The organism is Planococcus chinensis (assembly GCF_042681545.1).
Classification (GTDB): domain Bacteria; phylum Bacillota; class Bacilli; order Bacillales_A; family Planococcaceae; genus Planococcus; species Planococcus chinensis.
The window spans coordinates 152,636-171,599 of sequence record NZ_JBHUFW010000011.1 but is presented as its reverse complement, the minus strand read 5'-3'; the positions used below and the strand labels follow the sequence as shown (position 1 = coordinate 171,599).

General features: G+C 49.9%; 20 protein-coding genes and 2 other annotated features. Of the genes, 2 read left to right on the top strand and 18 right to left on the bottom strand.

The annotated features are described in order from the left end of the window. Nucleotides 1–555: 555 nt before the first annotated feature. From ACFSDB_RS13430 to zapA, 5 genes are read right to left on the bottom strand one after another with little or no spacing between them, the layout of a single operon-like run. Nucleotides 556–969, bottom strand: a complete 414-nt coding sequence (locus ACFSDB_RS13430; RefSeq protein ID WP_204890678.1) for a DUF350 domain-containing protein — start codon at nt 967–969, stop codon at nt 556–558. Between the two features lie 23 nt (nt 970–992). Then, nucleotides 993–3,353, bottom strand: a complete 2,361-nt coding sequence (locus tag ACFSDB_RS13425; RefSeq protein WP_204890307.1) for an endonuclease MutS2 — start codon at nt 3,351–3,353, stop codon at nt 993–995. A 12-nt stretch (nt 3,354–3,365) separates the two neighbouring features. Further along, nucleotides 3,366–5,069: a DNA polymerase/3'-5' exonuclease PolX gene (gene polX / locus ACFSDB_RS13420; RefSeq protein ID WP_204890306.1), complete on the bottom strand. Its 1,704-nt coding sequence runs from the start codon at nt 5,067–5,069 to the stop codon at nt 3,366–3,368. Nucleotides 5,070–5,129: 60 nt separating this feature from the next. After that, nucleotides 5,130–5,666, bottom strand: a complete 537-nt coding sequence (locus tag ACFSDB_RS13415; protein ID WP_204890305.1) for a CvpA family protein — start codon at nt 5,664–5,666, stop codon at nt 5,130–5,132. Between the two features lie 5 nt (nt 5,667–5,671). Next, nucleotides 5,672–5,932: a cell division protein ZapA gene (zapA, locus tag ACFSDB_RS13410; protein WP_204890304.1), complete on the bottom strand. Its 261-nt coding sequence runs from the start codon at nt 5,930–5,932 to the stop codon at nt 5,672–5,674. An 84-nt stretch (nt 5,933–6,016) separates the two neighbouring features. On the opposite strand from zapA, the gene rnhC reads away from it, so the two are divergent. Continuing rightward, entirely contained in the window at nt 6,017–6,949 is a 933-nt protein-coding gene (gene rnhC, locus ACFSDB_RS13405; RefSeq protein ID WP_204890303.1) for a ribonuclease HIII, read from the top strand. Nucleotides 6,950–7,105: 156 nt separating this feature from the next. On the opposite strand, the gene pheT is transcribed toward rnhC, so the two are convergent. From pheT to ACFSDB_RS13360, 9 genes are all read right to left on the bottom strand, one after another. Further along, complete coding sequence (gene pheT, locus ACFSDB_RS13400; RefSeq protein WP_204890302.1) at nt 7,106–9,505, bottom strand: phenylalanine--tRNA ligase subunit beta; 2,400 nt, start codon at nt 9,503–9,505, stop codon at nt 7,106–7,108. A gap of 14 nt (nt 9,506–9,519) precedes the next feature. Further along, nucleotides 9,520–10,557 carry a phenylalanine--tRNA ligase subunit alpha gene (gene pheS / locus ACFSDB_RS13395; protein ID WP_204890301.1) on the bottom strand — a complete coding sequence of 346 codons (1,038 nt, stop codon included), beginning with the start codon at nt 10,555–10,557 and terminating at the stop codon, nt 9,520–9,522. A gap of 39 nt (nt 10,558–10,596) precedes the next feature. Beyond that, nucleotides 10,597–10,825: a binding site (T-box leader), on the bottom strand. A gap of 45 nt (nt 10,826–10,870) precedes the next feature. Beyond that, nucleotides 10,871–11,638 (bottom strand): TrmH family RNA methyltransferase, encoded by a 768-nt coding sequence (locus ACFSDB_RS13390; RefSeq protein WP_204890300.1) that lies wholly within the window; start codon nt 11,636–11,638, stop codon nt 10,871–10,873. A 53-nt stretch (nt 11,639–11,691) separates the two neighbouring features. Further along, complete coding sequence (locus tag ACFSDB_RS13385; protein WP_204890677.1) at nt 11,692–12,132, bottom strand: small multi-drug export protein; 441 nt, start codon at nt 12,130–12,132, stop codon at nt 11,692–11,694. After that, nucleotides 12,132–12,632, bottom strand: a complete 501-nt coding sequence (locus ACFSDB_RS13380) for a hypothetical protein (RefSeq protein ID WP_204890299.1) — start codon at nt 12,630–12,632, stop codon at nt 12,132–12,134. Before ACFSDB_RS13380 ends, ACFSDB_RS13385 begins: the two co-directional genes overlap by 1 nt. Further along, the gene (locus ACFSDB_RS13375) at nt 12,622–12,837 is read right to left on the bottom strand and encodes a helix-turn-helix transcriptional regulator (protein ID WP_204890298.1); all 216 of its coding nucleotides are present in this window, start codon (nt 12,835–12,837) and stop codon (nt 12,622–12,624) included. The genes ACFSDB_RS13380 and ACFSDB_RS13375 overlap by 11 nt, the downstream gene beginning before the upstream one ends. Nucleotides 12,838–13,205: 368 nt before the next feature. Continuing rightward, nucleotides 13,206–14,171 carry a nuclease-related domain-containing protein gene (locus tag ACFSDB_RS13370; protein WP_204890297.1) on the bottom strand — a complete coding sequence of 322 codons (966 nt, stop codon included), beginning with the start codon at nt 14,169–14,171 and terminating at the stop codon, nt 13,206–13,208. Between the two features lie 343 nt (nt 14,172–14,514). Further along, nucleotides 14,515–15,603: a M42 family metallopeptidase gene (locus ACFSDB_RS13365; RefSeq protein WP_204890296.1), complete on the bottom strand. Its 1,089-nt coding sequence runs from the start codon at nt 15,601–15,603 to the stop codon at nt 14,515–14,517. A gap of 68 nt (nt 15,604–15,671) precedes the next feature. After that, nucleotides 15,672–16,157: a dUTP diphosphatase gene (locus ACFSDB_RS13360; RefSeq protein ID WP_204890295.1), complete on the bottom strand. Its 486-nt coding sequence runs from the start codon at nt 16,155–16,157 to the stop codon at nt 15,672–15,674. A gap of 91 nt (nt 16,158–16,248) precedes the next feature. Between ACFSDB_RS13360 and ACFSDB_RS13355 the strand changes: the two genes are divergently transcribed. Next, the gene (locus ACFSDB_RS13355; RefSeq protein ID WP_204890294.1) at nt 16,249–16,635 is read left to right on the top strand and encodes a sigma-w pathway protein ysdB; all 387 of its coding nucleotides are present in this window, start codon (nt 16,249–16,251) and stop codon (nt 16,633–16,635) included. 14 nt (nt 16,636–16,649) lie between these two features. Here the strand turns inward: ACFSDB_RS13355 and ACFSDB_RS13350 are convergent, their stop codons facing one another. The 4 genes from ACFSDB_RS13350 to infC form a co-directional block, all read right to left on the bottom strand. Next, nucleotides 16,650–16,922 carry a DUF1294 domain-containing protein gene (locus ACFSDB_RS13350; RefSeq protein ID WP_204890293.1) on the bottom strand — a complete coding sequence of 91 codons (273 nt, stop codon included), beginning with the start codon at nt 16,920–16,922 and terminating at the stop codon, nt 16,650–16,652. Nucleotides 16,923–16,981: 59 nt separating this feature from the next. Then, the gene (rplT, locus tag ACFSDB_RS13345) at nt 16,982–17,341 is read right to left on the bottom strand and encodes a 50S ribosomal protein L20 (protein ID WP_204890292.1); all 360 of its coding nucleotides are present in this window, start codon (nt 17,339–17,341) and stop codon (nt 16,982–16,984) included. 171 nt (nt 17,342–17,512) lie between these two features. After that, nucleotides 17,513–17,713, bottom strand: a complete 201-nt coding sequence (gene rpmI, locus ACFSDB_RS13340; protein WP_204890291.1) for a 50S ribosomal protein L35 — start codon at nt 17,711–17,713, stop codon at nt 17,513–17,515. Nucleotides 17,714–17,741: 28 nt separating this feature from the next. Next, the gene (gene infC, locus ACFSDB_RS13335; RefSeq protein WP_040852855.1) at nt 17,742–18,248 is read right to left on the bottom strand and encodes a translation initiation factor IF-3; all 507 of its coding nucleotides are present in this window, start codon (nt 18,246–18,248) and stop codon (nt 17,742–17,744) included. 84 nt (nt 18,249–18,332) lie between these two features. After that, nucleotides 18,333–18,471 (bottom strand) — a sequence feature (ribosomal protein L20 leader region). Between the last annotated feature and the right edge of the window lie 493 nt (nt 18,472–18,964).

Sequence of the window (18,964 nt, the reverse complement as noted above, 5' to 3'; positions counted from 1 at the left end):
AAAGGGCTTTCAACAACAAATGTTAGTCACTTGTTAAGGGTTCAAACCTACGCAAAACATACACACATAAAATGACAGGTTCAAAGACTGATCCTTCCAGCTTGTTGAGAAGAATATTTATTGCCTGTCTTTTATTTGAAAACCGGCATTACGCAATACTGCATGCTCATGTGCACTACGCTGCCTCGCTGGCGTCTCTAATATTTTGCTGCATATCTAAGAGGACGTTAATTAATTAAAATCATTACATGACCATTTACTCTATTAAAAATCCTATCCAGCGCCGGCGCGTCCGCGGGCTTGGCGAAGCTATGAGACGGGTGTTCTTCCCGGCTCATGGCGAAAGCCATGCCCCAAGCGGCCGAAGCGAGATGAAAGTGTGATTCACTCATCAACTTATCTCTAGAAGGTTTCTCGACAAACAAAAAACGGCCGGTCCAAAGACCAGCCGCTCCCTCCCTATCAGATGACAAAGAGAAAGATGACGCCTACAAGCACAAACAGAATGCAGCAGACAAAAAGTATTTTGATGAGGTTTTCCATTTTCTACAACTCCTAAGAAATACTCGCGCCGATGACAAACGACAAGCCGACGGATATGGTCAATGAAATAAAGCCGACCGACCGGTTGTCGTTTTCGATTTCCTCGTCCACCTTGAATCTCGGAGTCAGAAATTCGAACAACAGGTATGCGAAGATCAATAAGGCGAACCCGTATAGGCCCCAGCCGATCATTTGCGGCAGGGAATTGTGCTGGTCGATCGAGAAGCGGAAGATGTTCGTGATGCCGAAGATTTTCCCGCCGGTCGCCATAGCCACTGCCAGATTGCCTTTCTTGATTTCTTCCCAGTTTTTGTACTTCGTCACGATTTCGAATATCACCATGGCGACGATCAAGCATAACACCACTACACTGAAATATCCGGCCGTTTCCACGAGCGGATGGGTCCAAAAGCCAGTTTCTGACATGTCCATTCTCCCTTACCCCTGAATTACTTGAGTTCTGCGACAGTGACGCCAGAGCCGCCTTCGCCTGCTTCGCCGAAACGGTAGCTCTTCACCCTTGGATGCTTTTTCAAGTACTGCTGGACACCTTGGCGCAGCGCACCTGTCCCTTTGCCGTGGATGATCGATACTTGATGATAGTTCGATAATAACGCATCGTCGATGTATTTTTCAACACGCGCCAGTGCATCTTCATACCGCTCGCCGCGGAGGTCCAGTTCGAGTTTGACATGGCTGTCGCGGTTTTTGAGCGTGGCCATCGTCCGCGTCTCTTTCTGTTTCTCCGGTTTCGTGTACGACAGGTCGGATTCCGGAAGCTTCATCTTCAAGATGCCGATCTGCACGATCCATTCCTTGTCCGAAACCTTTTCGACCAGCGTGCCTTTTTGGCCGAATGAAATGACCTTCACTTCGTCGTTCACTTTCAGCTCGCGCGCCTCATTCGCCTTCGCGGCCCTTTTCAGGACGCGGTTTTCCGGCATGGCGGATTCCAGGCGCTTCCTGGCATCGATCAGCTGGTGCTCCTTGATGCCGGATGCCCCTTCCATCTGCATCTTGCGCAGTTCGGACATGACGGATTCCGCTTCGCGCGTTGCTTGGTCAACGATTTTGCGGGCTTTCTCTTTCGCTTTTTCTTCCAACCGTTCTTTCTGGTTTTCATATTCCTTCAATTGCTGTTCGAGATCGCGCTTCAAGTTCTCCGCTTCCTGGAGCAGCTCTGCCGAACGTTCCGCGTCCTGCTCGGATTCGCGGCGGCTCTTTTCGAGCGATGCAATCATCGAATCGACTTCGCGCCGGTCGGTGCCGGTAAAGCTCTTTGCGTGGCTTATGATGTGCTCCGGCAAGCCGAGGCGTTTCGAGATTTCAAATGCATTGCTTCGCCCTGGAACCCCGATCAGCAAACGATATGTCGGGCTCAAAGTCTCCACGTCGAATTCCACGCTGGCGTTGGCGACGCCTGGACGGTTATAGCCGTACGCCTTCAGTTCTGGATAATGGGTTGTCGCGATGACGCGCGCTCCCCGGCCATGCACTTCGTCAAGAAGGGAAATCGCAAGAGCGGCCCCTTCCTGTGGATCTGTTCCTGCGCCGAGTTCGTCAAAGATCACGAGCGAGTTCTCATCGAACTTCGTCAGGATATCGACGATATTGACCATGTGGGACGAAAACGTACTCAGGCTCTGCTCGATCGACTGTTCATCGCCGATATCGGCGAAAACCTGGTCGAACACCGCGAGCTCTGATCCGTCGAGCGCCGGGACCGGAAGGCCCGATTGCGCCATCAGGGTGAACAAGCCCACGGTCTTGAGCGTCACGGTCTTCCCGCCCGTGTTCGGGCCGGTGATGACGATCGCCGTAATGTCACGGCCGAATTCGATGTCGTTCGCCACCACTTCATCTGCAGGGATGAGCGGATGACGCGCTTTTTTCAGGTTGATATAGCCCTCCGTGTTCATGTCGGGCTTGGTGCATTTATGGGCGGAGCCGTATTTCGCTTTCGCAAAAATCAAATCCAGTTCGCCAAGCACTTCGACCAATAAGAACAGCTCATGCGCCACTTCCTGGACTTGTGCCGAAAGCATTTGCAGGATGCGGTCGATTTCTTCTTTTTCCTTCATTTTCAGGCGGCGAACTTCGTTGTTCGCCTGGACCACAGCATCGGGTTCAATAAACAAGGTCTGCCCTGATGAGGACTGGTCATGGACAATGCCGCCGTAATGGCTGCGGTATTCTTGTTTGACCGGGATGACGAACCGGTCGTTGCGCATCGTGACAATCGTGTCCGACAGCATTTTCGCTGCATTTTTCCCGCGCACCAGGCTCTCGAGCCGTTCGCGCACGCGGCTTTCCTGTGCGCGCAGCTGTTGCCGGATAGAGCGCAGGGCTGCGCTTGCGCTGTCCAAAACTCCCCCGTTGTCATCGATGCACATATTGATGTCGTGCTCGAGCTGGGTCAGGATCGGCATGGCTTCTTTCTTCTCCAGGAAATGCGGGATCTGGATCGTGCCTTCTTCCCGGATGCCTTCAAAAAACTGTCGCAGGATGCGGCTAGCCCGGATGGTCGATGAAACTTCCATCAATTCCATCGGGCTTAAAGAACCGCCGATCTGCGCCCGGCGTGCGTGCATGCGGATGTCGAAAATCCCGCCCAACGGCACATTGCCTTTGACGCGGAGGACGCTTGCGCCTTCGTCCATCTCTTCGAGCAGCCGGTTGACTTCGTTGATATCGGTGGAAGGCAAAAGGCCTTCTATATGTGCTTTTCCGAGCGACGAAGTGGTATAGCGCGCCACTTCATCCCGGATTTTATAAAATTCAAGTGTTCTTAATGCGCGTTCTGCGATCAAGAGGGACACCTCCTAATTTTTCAGGTACTCCCTTAGCCGCTCAAGCGGCCAAGTATTGACGACATGGTCTTTTTTCAGCCATGACTTTTGTGCATGCCGTACGCCGATGGCCATAACTTCGAGCTGATTGACGGCATGGGCATCGGTATTGATCGCAACCGGTACGCCTTTCTCCTGGGCCATCTCCAAATATTCGACGGCCAGATCGAGCCGGTACGGGCTTGCATTGAGTTCCACGATTTTGCCGTATTCCTTGGCCCAATCGAGGAGCTGCTCCACATCCGGATCATAGCCGCTGCGCTGGCCGACGATGCGGCCGGTCGGGTGGGCGATCATGTCGACATGCGGATTTTTCATCGCTGTCAAGATGCGCTCCATGATCTGTTCCCGCGGTTGCTGGAAGCTTGAATGGATACTCGCAATGACGAAGTCGAGTTGGCTCAGCACTTCATCGTTGAAATCGAGCGATCCGTCCGGCAGGATGTCCATTTCCGTTCCGGACAGCACTTCGATGTCGCTGTATTGTTTGTTGAGCTCCCGGATTTCCGCGTTTTGCGCCAGCAAGCGCTCCGGCGTCAAGCCGTTCGCCACTTTTAAGTAATGCGAATGGTCGGTAATGACCATATATTCATAGCCGCGGCTGCGGTTCGCCTCGATCATTTCTTTTAGGGAATGTGCGCCGTCCGACCATGTGGTGTGCATATGGAGATCGGCGCGGATATCTTCAAGCGCCACCAAGTTTGGAATATCGTCCAACCGGTCAAATTCCCGCCCGTCTTCGCGGACAGTCGGCGGAATGAACGGCAGCCCGAAATGGGCATAAAAATCCGTTTCCGAAGTGAAGGTGGCGACCGAACCGTCTTCCTGTTCAACGCCGTATTCACTGATTTTCTTGTTCTGTGATTTTGCCAGCTGGCGCAGCTTCACATTATGGTCTTTTGAACCGGTGAAATGGTGCAGCGCCGTAACAAACTCTTCGGGTGCCACTAGGCGGAAATCGATGTCGATCAGGTCCTGGAATTCGACGGTCACCGATACTTTCGTATCGCCTGAAGCGATTGTTTCCTGAATGGGAAGGGCCGCAAGCAGTTCTTCTTTCACTTTCGCCGGTTCGGCGGTTGCCACGATAAAGTCGAGGTCCTTGCTCGTCTCTTTTGTCCGGCGGTAGCTGCCCGCGACAGAAAATTCGCTGACGCCTTCGATTTTTTCCAGGACGTCTTCGATGAAGCGGACCGCTTCTTCCGTCTTCCAGATCGGATGCCGGCCCGGCTTTGATTCGAAATCGGTCAATTCTTTCAGGATCTTGTCTTCCGATTTCGGACCGAAGCCCGGCAGTTTCTGGATCTGATGATCAAGGCACGCCTGCTTCAATGCTTCAGCGGAATCGATGCCGAGTTCCTTGTAGAGCTTGGCCAGCTTTTTGCCGCCCATCCCCTGGAGTTTCAAGAGAGGGACCAGGCCGCTCGGCACTTCCGCCTGCAATTCTTCTAGCACAGTGGATTTGCCCTTTTCAATCAATTCCACGATGACGTCGCCCGTGCCCTTTCCGATGCCTTTCAGTTTTGTGACATCCTCGATTTCATCCAGGCTGCGCTGGTCGAGTTCAAGCGCCTGTGCAGCTTTTCGGAACGCGCTGACTTTAAACGGGTTTTCCCCTTTCAGCTCCATATATAACGCAATCTTTTCAAGCGTTCTGATGATGATTTTTTTATTCATAGGGAGGCCTCCGGCATTTTGACTTAAAAAAACTTCCCTCGGTAAGAGAGAAGTCCTTACTTACATATAAATATACCACCATTCCTTCACTTTCTCGGAGAAATAAGGTGTATTCTCGAGGATGCCCTGGGCGATTCCCGAGTTTTCCAGATGTGTCTGGATCGCGTCCATCGGGAACAGCGCAAAGACATACAGGAAAATGAACAATAAGAGATAGATTTCGATAAAGCCTAACACCGCACCAAGGATTTTGCTGAGAAAACCAAGCACGGGCAGGTACTTCAGGAAATCGAACATCGACGCAATCAATTGCAGTCCGAACTTCACCGCGAAGAATATGAGTGCAAATGCGAAAAGCTGATAGAACGTCTGGTCAAGATCAAGCTGGTCGATGGCGATGGTGAAGCGCGAATCGCTGTCGACTGTCGGATATGGAATCCACAGGACGAAATATTCAGCGAGCGGCTTGTAGTAGAGATACGCTACGATAAAAGCGATGACAAAGCCGACCATGTGGATCAGCTGGAGGACAAAGCCCCGTTTGGCGCCAACTATGATGCCGCCAAGCAATAAAATCAATAAAATAATATCAAGCATGTACGTCAGCCCTTCAACTTTTTCAATTCATTTTCTAATTGTTCTACTTGCTCTTTCAGTTTAAGATAGTCATGTACGGTATTGATCGCCGTCAAGACAGCAAGCCGAGAACTGTCGAGAGATGGATTCATCGCATGGAATTCACGCATTTTCTCATCCACCATCGATGCAACCAACCGCATATGGCCGGATGTTTCTGTGCCGACGATTTTATAAGTATAGCCGTAGATTTCGACTGATGTACGAATTTTATGTTGCTCCGACAATGTTCCACCCCTCCTTAGAAATCCTATACATAATCATAACATGAACCGAACTAGAATGTGAATTATAAGAAAGGCGGCTCATCCATGTCAAACACCGTGCTAAAACTGCCTGAAGAAAGCCTCCTTCAGGTCATTGAATATTACAGCAGCAAGAAGATCTCGGCCAAAGCGCCGTATGTCCGCTTTACCGCTAAACTCACCGATGCAGTCGTGACGGTCTATACCTCCGGCAAAGTCATGTTCCAAGGCGCAGGCGCCGAACGCGAAGCTGCCAAATGGGGGGCCGTATCCGCTGACGCTCCAAAAACGTCGAATGCAAAAGGCGACACCCTGCCACCAGGATTTGCGAAGAAATCTGTCCTCGGATCCGACGAGACAGGCACTGGTGACTTTTTCGGGCCCATCACTGTCGCTGCTTGCTTCGTGCCGGCAAACAAAGTGGAACTTGCGCATGAGCTTGGCGTCAAGGATTCAAAATTGCTGACAGATGACTATATGCGAAAAATTGCTCCAGATTTGAAAGAAGCGTTTATCCACAGCGTCTTGACGCTCAAGAATGATAAATACAACGCCGTCCAAAGCAAGGGCTGGTCGCAAGGCAAGATCAAAGCTCTGCTGCACAATCAGGCATTGAAGCATGTGCTTCAGAAAATCCAGCCGCAAAAGCCTGATGCAATCCTGATCGATCAGTTCGCTGAGCGCGGCATCTATTATAACCATATTAAAAATGAACCCGAAATCATCCGGGAAAATGTGCTGTTCTCCACAAAAGCCGAAGGCCTGCATGTTTCGGTTGCCTGCGCTTCCATCATTGCCCGTGTCGCTTTCCTTGAGGAAATGGATGCACTTAGCGCAAAAGCCGGTGTGGCTTTGCCGAAAGGTGCCGGCAAAATCGTCGATGAAGCCGCGGCAAAAATTCTGCTGAAACACGGCGAAGCTTTTCTGCAATCTTTGACCAAGGTCCATTTCGCCAATACTAAAAAAGCGAAAGACTTGGCAGCAAAACGGCGCTCATGATTGACAATCGCATTGGAAGCCGATTTCAATTAAACAATTTTTCCGAACATTCTTATATTAACATACTGATTTCAGATTACTAGTAGTTTTAGGAGTTAAGGATCAGAAAATTTCCATAAAAAAAGCGAAATCCGAGGATTTCGCTTTTTTTTATTTTTATGAGCGCAGTTCTGCGCCGGCTTGTGCCAAGGCAGTGCGCACTTTTTCATGGACTTGCGTTACTTCTTCATCCGTCAATGTTTTCTCCGGATCAAAGTACGTCAGTGAGAAGGCGACGGATTTCTTGCCTTCTTCCATCTTGTCGCCTTCGTAAAGGTCGAAGACGCGGACATCTTTCAGCAATTTGCCGCCTGCCTTGCGGATGACCGATTCAATCGATCCCGCCTCAACGATTTTCGACAAGACCAATGCGATATCGCGGGAAATCGACGGGTAGCGCGGAACTGGCGTGTAAAGCAATGGAGCGACTTCTTCGTTCAGCAATGCGGCCAAATTCAATTCGAGCACCAAAGTCTCTTTCAAATCGCGCGCTTTTTGTTCGTTCGGGTGCAATTGGCCAAGGATGCCGACACGATTGCCATTCAACATGACGAAGGCTGTACGGCCCGGATGCAGCCCGTCCATTTCGCCACGCTCGAATTCCAATTCCACTCCGAGTTTATCGCCCAGGCCTTCCACCATGCCTTTCAGCACGAAGAAATCGACCGCTTTCTTTTCGCCCTGCCAGCTGTTGTCGAGCCATAAGCCGGTCATGGCGATTGCCAAATGCTCTTCTTCGTCCAATAATTCGCCATCGTTCTTCAGGAACACGGCGCCGATTTCATACAAAGCGACCGAATCGCTGCGGCGAGCCGTATTGTAAGATACCGATTCCAAAAGATGCGGAAGCAGGCTTTGGCGCAGCGTGCTGCGCTCTTCGCTCATCGGCATCAGCAAGCGGGTCATTTCAGTTTCCGTCAATGCGAATTTATGGGCCGAAGCTTCGGACGTCAATGAATACGTCACAGCTTGCAAGAGACCGGCGCCTTCCAGGTAATTGCGCACGATGCGGCGCTTTTGCTGATAAGGAGTCAATCCGCCAGGCGCTGTCTCGGTTTCAGGAAGCGTTGAAGGAATTTCATCATACCCGTAAAGCCGGGCAATCTCTTCCACGACATCCTCTTCGATCTGGATGTCCTGCCGGCGTGTCGGCACGGAAATCACCAATTGGCCGTTGACCGCTTCCGTGTTAAACTTCAAGCGCTCCAGGATGCGCATCATGTCTTCAAACGAAATCTTCATGCCTAGGCGCGCATTGATGAAGTCAGGCGACACTTTGACAATCTTCTCTTCTTTATTCAATTGATCGAACATGACCGAGCCAGCCAGCACTTCCCCGCCGGCAAGTTCAGCAATCAGGCTCGCTGCCCGTTCTGCAGCCGGGATGACGCGGTTTGGGTCGACCCCTTTTTCATAGCGTGAACTGGCGTCGCTGCGCAATCCGTGATCTTTCGACGTCTGGCGGATCGAGCCTGATGCGAAATAAGCGGATTCGATGACGATTGTCGTGGTTGAATCGCTGACTTCCGAATTCGCGCCGCCCATTACGCCGGCCAGCGCGACCGGCTCTTCGCCGTTGGTGATGACGAGGTTATGTGCAGACAGGGTACGTTCCGTGTCATCAAGCGTTGTGATTTTCTCGCCTTCTTTTGCATGGCGGACCGTGATATTGCCGGTCTTCAGTGAATCATAATCAAACGCATGGAGCGGTTGGCCGTATTCCATCAAGACATAATTCGTCACGTCGACAACGTTGTTGTGTGGACGGACGCCGGCAGCCATCAAGCGCTGCTGCAGCCACATCGGCGATTCTTTCACTTCGATGTTGCGGATCACTTTCGCGACGTACAGCGGGTTCGCTTCCGGTGCGTCGATGTTCAGCGTCAGCATGGATTCCGCTGACTCCGCAGCTTCCGTATAAGTTGCTTCCGGCAATTTCACTTCTTCCGACAAAATCGCCCCTACTTCATACGCGACTCCAAGCATGCTCATTGCATCTGCACGGTTCGGCGTCAGGCCGAGCTCAAGGACCGTATCATCGAGGTCGAAGTTGGTCAGGACGTCGCTGCCGACTTCCGCATCTTCCGGCAATACGTAGATGCCTTCTGCATACGCTTTTGGTACGAGTTTGCCTTCGATGCCCAGTTCCTGCAGCGAGCAGATCATGCCGTTCGACTCTTCGCCGCGCAGCTTCGCTTTTTTGATTTTGATGCCGCCCGGCAGTTTCGCCCCGGGACGCGCCACGATAACATTCTGCCCTGCCGCGATATTCGGCGCGCCGCAGATGATCTGTGTCGTTTCTTCACCGACATTCACTTGGCAGATCGACAGTTTATCCGCTTCCGGATGTTTGGTGCATGATTCCACGTAGCCGACAACGACATTCGTCATGCCGTGGGAACGGTCGATCACCGCGTCCACTTCGATGCCGGAACGCGTGATTTTCTCGCCCAAATCTGCAGGTGCCAAGCCTTGTGTATCTACATACTCTTTCAGCCATTTAATGGATACTAACATGTTTTATTTCCTCCTTAAACTTCAGTGCGTTTGAATTGGGATAAAAAGCGGACGTCGTTCGTATAGAAATGGCGGATGTCTTCAACGCCGTATTTCAGCATGGCAATGCGCTCCGGCCCCATGCCGAAAGCGAATCCTGTCAGGCGCTTCGAGTCGTAGCCTGCCATTTCGAGTACGTTCGGGTGCACCATTCCGGCACCTAGAATTTCAAGCCAGCCGGTCCCTTTGCAGACGTTGCAGCCCGATCCGCCGCATTTGAAGCAGGAGATATCCATTTCAACAGACGGCTCTGTGAACGGGAAGAAGCTTGGGCGCAGACGGATTTCGCGGTCGTCGCCGAACATTTTCTTCGCAAATACTTCAAGCGTCCCTTTCAGGTCGCTCATACGGATGTCTTCGCCGATGACCAATCCTTCGATTTGGGTGAACTGATGGGAATGTGTCGCATCGTCGTTGTCGCGGCGATAGACTTTGCCCGGGCAGATGATCTTAATCGGTTCTCCGCCTTTCGCTTCCATTGTACGCGCCTGGACCGGAGAGGTATGTGTGCGCAGCAAAATATCATCTGTTATATAGAAGGAATCCTGCATATCGCGCGCCGGATGCCCTTTCGGCAAGTTCAGCGCTTCGAAGTTGTAATAATCCTTTTCCACTTCCGGGCCTTCTGCAATTTCATAGCCCATCGAGATGAACAGGTCCTCGATTTCCTCGACCACGCGCGTCAACGGATGCGCGTTGCCCGTTTTGACTGGACGGCCAGGAAGCGTGATGTCGATCGTTTCGCTCTGCAATTTTTCATTGATCGCCTGCTCTTCCAAAATCGCCATGCGCTCTTCAAGCGACACGGTCACTTCCTCGCGGACGACGTTGACAAGCGCCCCCATTTTCGGCCGCTCTTCAGCCGGGAGTTTCCCCATGCCTTTCAAAAGATCTGTGATTGGCCCTTTCTTGCCTAAATACGCGACGCGGACGTCGTTCAATACCTTTACGTTCTCTGCGTTTGTAATCTTTTCGAGCGCTTCTGTTTTCAATGCCTGCAATTGTGCTTCCATCTTTTCTCCTCCTTTAAACAGTAAAAAGCCCCGTCCCAGAAAAGGGACGAGGCATTATTCGCGGTACCACCCTAGTTATTGCGCCAAGCGCAATCACTCATTTGCATAACGGCTCTTCACCGGCCCGTCTTTACAGCATCTCTGCTGGTCCCGTCAGGCAGCTCGCGGGGTGAACTTCTGTGGCGTATGCATTTCCGCACTTTCAGTCAAGGTGCAGAATCCCTTCGATGCATGGGCGCAACGTACTTTTCCCGGTCGACGCTTTTGTTTATTTACCAATTAATTATACGAAAGTTCGAAGCTTTTATCAAATTTAGTTTTTCGGCACCAGGCTATAAAGCAAAATGCCGGTCGCAACCGCTACATTCAGCGACTCTGCTTGGCCGTATAGGGGCACGACGAGGTTCTGGTCTGCCTGCTGCAAGAGGATCGGATCCACTCCGCTGCCCTCATTGCCGACCAGCAGCGCGAATTGCTCGCGGCTTTCTGCTTCGTGCACCGGCGTCGCGTTGTGTAGCGCCGTGCCGTATACCGGGATGCTGCGCTTCTGCAAAGCGACAACCCATTCCAGCAAATCGCCTCTGACGACAGGAACCTGGAAATTCGCACCTTGCGCCGAGCGGACCGTTTTCGGGTTGTACGGGTCAGCGCTTCCTTTGCCGAGCACGACCGCGTCGATTCCGCTGGCTGATGCCGTGCGAATCATCGTGCCGACATTGCCCGGGTCCTGTACGGCATCAATCAGCAGGAGCTTGCTCCACGACTGCTGCTCCTCTTCCGTAAACTCCGGCTGGGCACAATGCGCAAAAATCCCCTGCGAATGCTCCGTCTCGGAAATCTCTTTTGCCACTTGGGCAGTAATGGAATATTGCGGAACATCATCCACGTCCCAGTCCGCCGGGATGTCGACACCTTCACGGAGGATCAATGACTTGATGAGATCTTTCTTCTTCAATGCCTCTTCTGTCAGATGGAAGCCTTCCACCAGAAATTCCGCAAACTTGTCGCGCTCTTTGCGGGTCGTCCCAAGCTTTTTCCAATGCTTGACGAGCGAGTTCTGTACCGATTCAATTCTTTTCATATATCGTTCACGCCTTTATTTCAGAATAAAATCAGTATAGCACAGCTTTATGGCTAACTCGTGAAAAAGTCGAAGCCAAGTGCAGTCGCGATGCCGAAGACAAGGCTCCAGAGCGCGATGCTGGCCGTCAGCCATACCGTCGTGTTTCTCTTGGTCGCGCCGAGTGTCATGCCGATGAATGCCGCAATGTGGGTGCCGATCAGGATCGGGCCGAGCAGCGCAAGTCCGGGAAGACCATATTTGTTCATGATCTTTTTCGCCCGCTCGCTTTTCTTTGAAGGGGCCTTGCCTTTCGCTTCCTGGCGTTTCGCATACCACACCCTGAATTTCTCAAAGCCGATGATCAGCGCGAGCACCGTCAGCATATTGCCTACAAATGCCGTAACAATCACCCAAAAAGGCGAAAGCCCCCAGACAATGCCGAGCGGGATGACCAGCGCAATCTCAAGCCACGGAACCGCAGCTCCGACAAAAACCATCAAGTATTCGTACATCATTCCGCTTCCTCCTTAAAATGGCTCCGGATTTCCCAGTAGTAGATCCAGTATTGGCCGAGCGCCAGGAGGAGGATCCCCCAGATGATGAAAATGCGCGGCACCGGAAAGACAATCGCAAATGCCGCAAGCAGCGGCAAGCTCCAAGTAATATAAGTATAAACTTTTTGCGCGGCTTTCCGGGTGATGAACGTCATCCCTTCATCCTGCTCCAAATATTCGGGCGGCCGGATGGAAAACGCCTTTACTTTTTGCTGGGGATTGTTTTTATTGTGCTTTCTTAATTGGAGACTGAATATCAGCAGCATGATCAAGTAGACGATCACTGAACCGACTGCGAACATGCCCATCGCGCCCCCAATACTATACGTAATCCTGGTTTCCGTACCATTGTTGATCACCTCAGTAGTCGGCGAACTGATGCCATATGCAAATAGCCCGAGTACGACAATAAACCCCATCATCCATAATGGATACTGCAAACGAAAATCATTTTTCATGTGTCCCATCCCCTTCCAGCCAAAATAGATCGTCCACTTTCGTTTCTAACGTTTTCGCCAGTTTCAATGCCAGCGTAATGGAAGGCGAAAATTCCCCCTTCTCAATAAACGCGATCGTCTGCCTGGTGACATCCACCAGCTTGCCCAAATCACTCTGCGTAAAGCCGTGCCGGGCACGCAGCTCCTTCACCCGATTCCTGAGCATGTGCGTCATCCTCTCAACTATGATGTTCGGTTTATATAACATAATGTACAGTATACTTAACATTAAGTAAAGAATTATTTACATATTTTTGGTTTTTCGGACCGCTGCCGGCGGTCCCGGCATTTAAAAAGCCCTTCGCTGGAGGCGAAGGGCTAGGGGGTTGGGGTTAAAGAGCAAGGTCAAAGGCTGATGATGGATGCTTTTCGCGGGCGAAAAGCGATGAAAGAATGGTTACTTGAGGCAAGTGCGACTTTACTGGCGGTATTTCAGATTTACTTGCAGTATTTTGAGTTTACTTGCAGCAAATGGTGCTTTACTTGCAGTAAATACAATTTACTTGCGGAAAACCGGATTTTACTTGCACTATCTTAATATCCTGCTTGCTTTAGCGTATAAACACGATTTTTATATGTCCCTTGGATTTCCAAATCATACCGTGCCAACTCTCTTGAAGCTGTAAAAGGAGAATCCACGTTCAAAAAATCTCTAAATTGTTTATTGCTTACCTCCGAGCTAATTAGTGAAAAATATTCCTGCATGGAGTGCAATGCCGCTGTTTCATCGCTTTTATTGCAGATGCTGCAAACGCATCCAGACTTATGTTTTCGTCTCACGGCGTATTCCTTGCATCCTTTGCACCATACTCCTTTCTTCAACTCCCGCCAATCCAGCCTATATTGTTCACACAACGGAATCCGCTGATAAGGCGCTAGGTTGTCTTCAATCGCTTTTTTGATGTCGTCTAATTTGGGTGATGCTATTCTTTGAGGATAATTTTGAAGAATGATATGCAGGTACTCCACCATCTGATAAGTCTTGCAAATGTACTTATCTTTCGGCTTCGATATAAATTCGCATTGTTTGGGGGTGAACACTACGAGGCCGTCTATCGGCATAGGGATATTTCGGATTTTAAACCACGCTTCGAGAAAGCGTATATGCTTGTTTAACTGGATGGTCGGATCTTCCATTATTGTTTTTTCATCGTCATCGTTGAATCGGTAGAATTCTCCTGTCGCTTCATCAAAATGGATTCTCCCGCTTATATTTTTGGATTCGATGATTACCGCACAGCGGTCCGTCAGCAGCAGGCCATCCATCTGCACCCGCCAGCCACCGATTGCTAAACTGACATTCCACATGACGTCATGCTCTTCAGGCAAATAAAATTCATTGAACTTCCTTTTCATCCGGGCTTCGCCTCTCTTACCCGATTTGCTCCGATGTAGCTCCACTTCGAAAAATTTCCTGTATGAATGCTCCTTTGGCAATCGATGAAGCAGGCATTCCAGCGACTCTGCTTCACTCAGCATGACCACTTTTTTCTTCTCCATTCAACACCTCCTATAGCTAAATTAAACGATTCGATAAGCTATTTCAAACTATTTCTCAACGGGTATTTTTGAGGCGATTTCTTTAATGAATAGCTACGTTTGCGGTTGTTTATTCCGTTTTGCGTTTCTAAGAGTAATTTTGTTTTCCGTAGCTTATGTAAAAAATTGCTTACTTGCAGTATTTCAGATTTACTTGCGGCAAATAGGATATTACTTGCAGTATTTTAGTTTTACTTGCGGCAAATTAATTTTACTTGCAGTAAATCGTGTTTTACTTGCAGCATTTCTTCCTTCACTTGCACCAACCAAAAAAACCTCGCCAAATGGCGAGGTCTGGAACAAATTACTCGAACGTGATACGAGCAACCGTGTCTTTATCCAATTTCTTGATCACTTCGATGATCAATTTTACTGCGTTTTCGTAATCGTCGCGGTGCAGGATGCCTGCGTGCGAGTGGATGTAGCGGGTAGCTACACCGATTGATAGGGATGGGACGCCGTTTGCCGTCAAGTGGATCGAGCCGGCATCCGTTCCGCCGCCTGCAATCGTTTCGAACTGGTACGGGATGCCTGCTTCTTCAGCTGTATCCACGACAAGTTCACGCAAGCCGCGGTGAGATACCATGGAAGCGTCGTAAAGCAGGATCTGCGGGCCGTCGCCCATTTTGCTGTTGGATTCCTGTGCCGTGATTCCAGGCGTGTCGCCTGCAATGCCGACATCTACTGCAAAACCGATGTCCGGCTGGATTTTCGCTGCCGCTGTGCGCGCGCCGCGAAGGCCGACTTCTTCCTGGATGGTGCCTACTCCGTAAACGATGTTCGGGTGGTCGACGCCTTTCAATCCTTTGAGCACGTCGATGGCAATCGCACAACCGATGCGGTTGTCCCAAGCTTTAGCAAGGAGCAATTTTTCATTTGTCATGACCGAGAATTCGAAATACGGCGTGACCATATCCCCTGGCGTGATGCCCCACTCTTTCACTTCATCGCGGGATGAAGCGCCGATGTCTATGAACATGTCTTTGATTTCCACCGGTTTTTTGCGTGCTTCCGGAGACAGGATGTGCGGCGGTTTAGAGCCGATAACGCCTGTGATTTCCTTGCCGCTGCGAGTCGTGATCGTCACACGCTGAGCCAGCATGACCTGCGACCACCAGCCGCCGACCGTCTGGAATTTCAAGAAGCCTTTGTCGTCGATTTGGGTAATCATAAAGCCGATTTCGTCCAAGTGGCCAGCGACCATGATTTTCGGGCCGTCTGCTGCGCCTTCTTTGCGGGCGATCAAGCCGCCCAAGTTGTCCGTTTCCACAGAATCTGCAAACGGCGCTATGTATTTTTTCATAACTTCACGGGCTTGGCGTTCGTTGCCGGGAATTCCGTTTGCGTCCGTCAATTCTTTCAGCATCACTAATGTATCGTCCATTTTAACCATTATTTCGACCTCCTAAATATTCATTCTGTTTTATTATAAATGAAAGCTCTTCCATTATCAAAACATTCTTAATAGCCTTCGTTCTGGCGCTCGTAATTGGTTTTGTTTTTGGCGATATACGCTTCCAAAATCTCGTCATACGTGAAGCCGAGCGCGTGGGCGATGCCGCCGTACCAGCTCCAGACGTCCTGGTAATTCGATACCGAGTAGTCTTCAAGGAACTCCAGTATTTGCCGCTGTGTGGCGATGAACAATTCGGTCAGATCCGTCTCCCCAACGCGGTCCGGCCACTCGGACAGCATGTTCAGATCTTTTTCAATGCCGAGCGACAGCAAAAAGTGGATCGAGTCAACATATTCCTCCAGAATCACTTCGCGGGCGGATGCTTCTTTGGTGCTCCAGAACTTGAAGCACCGCGTCTCGTTCGCCAATTCAGCGAGCTCCACCAAAAGCGCCAGCCCTTTTTTACGGAAAAGATCTTCTTCCATCCCGCGGTTCGATTGGATAAACCGGTCCAGTTCCTCCTGCATCGCAAACAATTCCTGCAAATTCATGCAACCACTCCTTTTTCCAATAAAATCTTGAAACCATAATACTTTCCGTTCGTATTATACATTAGAACGCTGGGAGTGAGGGGAATAAACCATGGGTTTTTTAATCCGCCTGATTGTCATTGCACTTATTATTTATATCGCGTATCGATTGGCCAAGTACATGATGGATCCAAAACGCAAGATTGAGTCGGCCTTAGCGTCAGGCACCTTCTATTTTGAAGACGACCGTACAGATCCTAGAAAGAATTTTCATATTGTATTTAAAGGGGTTTTATTCGCAGGTGAAAAATACATGGGGACCGGCGAGGATGCCGGCACGGTTGAATCCATATTCGTCTGGACCGAGGATTCCGCCAAACTGGATGCCCTGGGCAAAGAAGATTTCCGGTTCTTGGAGGATGAAATCCGCAAGAACTACCCGGACGCGCAGATCAACTGGAAAAATCCGATTGAACAAGTGATCATGCAGGAAGGGTGAACGATCACCCTTCTTCAGCCAAATTCCTTGAAACTCCATATCAATAACGCCACATCAATGGCCGCGAGCAACAGAAACCCGACGCGGAAATTGGTGTGTTTTGTTTTGTGGCGAAACGCCATCATGCCCGCATATGCGCCGATGCCGCCGCCGAATATGGCAACCGACCAGAGATTCTTTTCAGGGATGCGCTGTCCGCGCCGCTGTGCCTGCGTCTTGTCGATGCGCATCATGACGAATGCCAATAACGAAAGCACCGCAAAATACCCCAGGATAATCAAAAACATCGCTTTTCCTCCTATAGAAAAAGACTGGCGAGGTTTCGCCAGTCTTTTCATTTGTATTCTTATTTGTTCAACGCTTTTTTAGCTTGGTCAGCCAATGCTGTGAAAGCAGCTGCATCAGATACAGCGATTTCAGCTAGCATTTTGCGGTTGATGTCGATGCCGGCAACTTTAAGGCCGTTCATCAAACGGCTGTAAGAAATCTCGTTCAAGCGAGCAGCCGCGTTGATGCGCGTGATCCACAGTCTGCGGAAGTCACGTTTTTTGTTGCGACGGTCACGGTAAGCATAGTTACCAGATTTCATCACTTGCTGGTTTGCTACTTTATATTGGATGTGCTTAGCACCATAATAACCTTTTGCTAATTTAATGACCTTTTTACGACGCTGGCGCGTCACTGTTCCACCTTTTACGCGTGGCATAATACATTACCTCCTGCTTGAATATGAAAATTCGATTTTTAATTTTTGTCTAGACTGCAGCGCCCAGATTCTCGGGGTCATAAGCCGAAGTGGCTGTGCGGCAAAAAGCGCCGCTTCGCCCATTCATCTTATGCCCGTTGAATCTACACGGGCGCTTACGCTTTTCTAGTCTTACTTCATGTTGTAGATCAAAGATTTGATGCGCTTCAAGTCGCCTGCAGAAACAAGTTTCCCTTTGCGAAGGTGACGTTTTTGCTTAGTCGATTTGTTTGCAAATAAATGGCTTGTGTGTGAACGATTGCGTCTTACTTTACCAGTTCCAGTTTTCTTGAAACGTTTTGACGCACCGCTATGGCTTTTCATTTTCGGCATTTCGAGTTCCTCCTAAACAATTGTACTATTATTCTTTTTCGTTAACCGGCGCAAGCATCAAGAACATGCTGCGGCCATCCATTTTCGGGCGCTGTTCAACCGTAGCTACCTCTTTGCACGCTTCTGCGAAGCGTTCAAGGACGCGCTGTCCGATTTCTTTGTGCGTGATCGCACGGCCTTTGAAACGGATTGAAGCTTTTACTTTGTCGCCTTTTTCAAGGAACTTGATCGCGTTGCGAAGTTTCGTGTTGAAATCGTGATCGTCAATTGAAGGGCTTAGGCGCACTTCTTTGACAACGATGACTTTCTGATTCTTGCGGATTTCACGATCTTTTTTCTGTTGCTCGAACTTGAATTTCCCGTGGTCCATGATGCGTGCGACCGGTGGCTTAGCTTGAGGAGCCACAAGTACAAGATCCAAGTTGACACGTGCCGCAATTTCAAGTGCTTCGTTACGTGTTTTAATGCCGAGTTGTTCACCGTTCTGATCAATAACCCGCAGTTCACGTGCACGAATACCTTCGTTTACATTAATGTCTTTGCTAATATTAATCCACCTCCGGATAGTGTCGCGAATAGCTTAAATGCTCGAACCGACGATTGCCGGCTTACAGGTTCCGATCCAAAACAAAAGCGGATGAACCACAGAGGTCCACCCGCAAATATGACAATACGCAAGCATGCGTGTAGTAGTCAATCGTGTATACCTGCCAACAATCGGTCGATCAGGTGAGAAGCGGGTGCTCCTGCTTTGCACATATAAGTATTCTATAACCTTATCTATAATATCACGCGTACATGCCCTTGTCAACAGCTATATCAATATAAGCTGAACTTAAGAAGTTGGCTATTATACTCCGCTTCGGCGCTTTGGGCAGTGCAAAGACGATTGCTCCTGCGCAAGCTCGTCGCAAAAGAGACACCCAAATGCTTTGGGTGTCTCTTTGGCTCCCACAAGAAGCCAGGCAAAGACCGCCTGTCTTCTTGCTTCGCCTAGCCCATGGTCGCGCCGATGCTTAGACATTTCTTAGCTGTATAAAAGTCATCTTATGATTTCTGTATTCTATTATTGGTTAAAAGATATTGAGCAAGAAAGTGGAGCCCGTTGGAAAGTCCCGAGTAAGATTCTAGGGTCCATGAATAATAATACATATGCTTCTATCTCTGCATCGCTACTCTGGCTATAGTGTATGAAAATCATCGCCGCGCTAGCTTCGTCGCAAATAAAAAGGCCCAAAAGTAGTTTGGGCC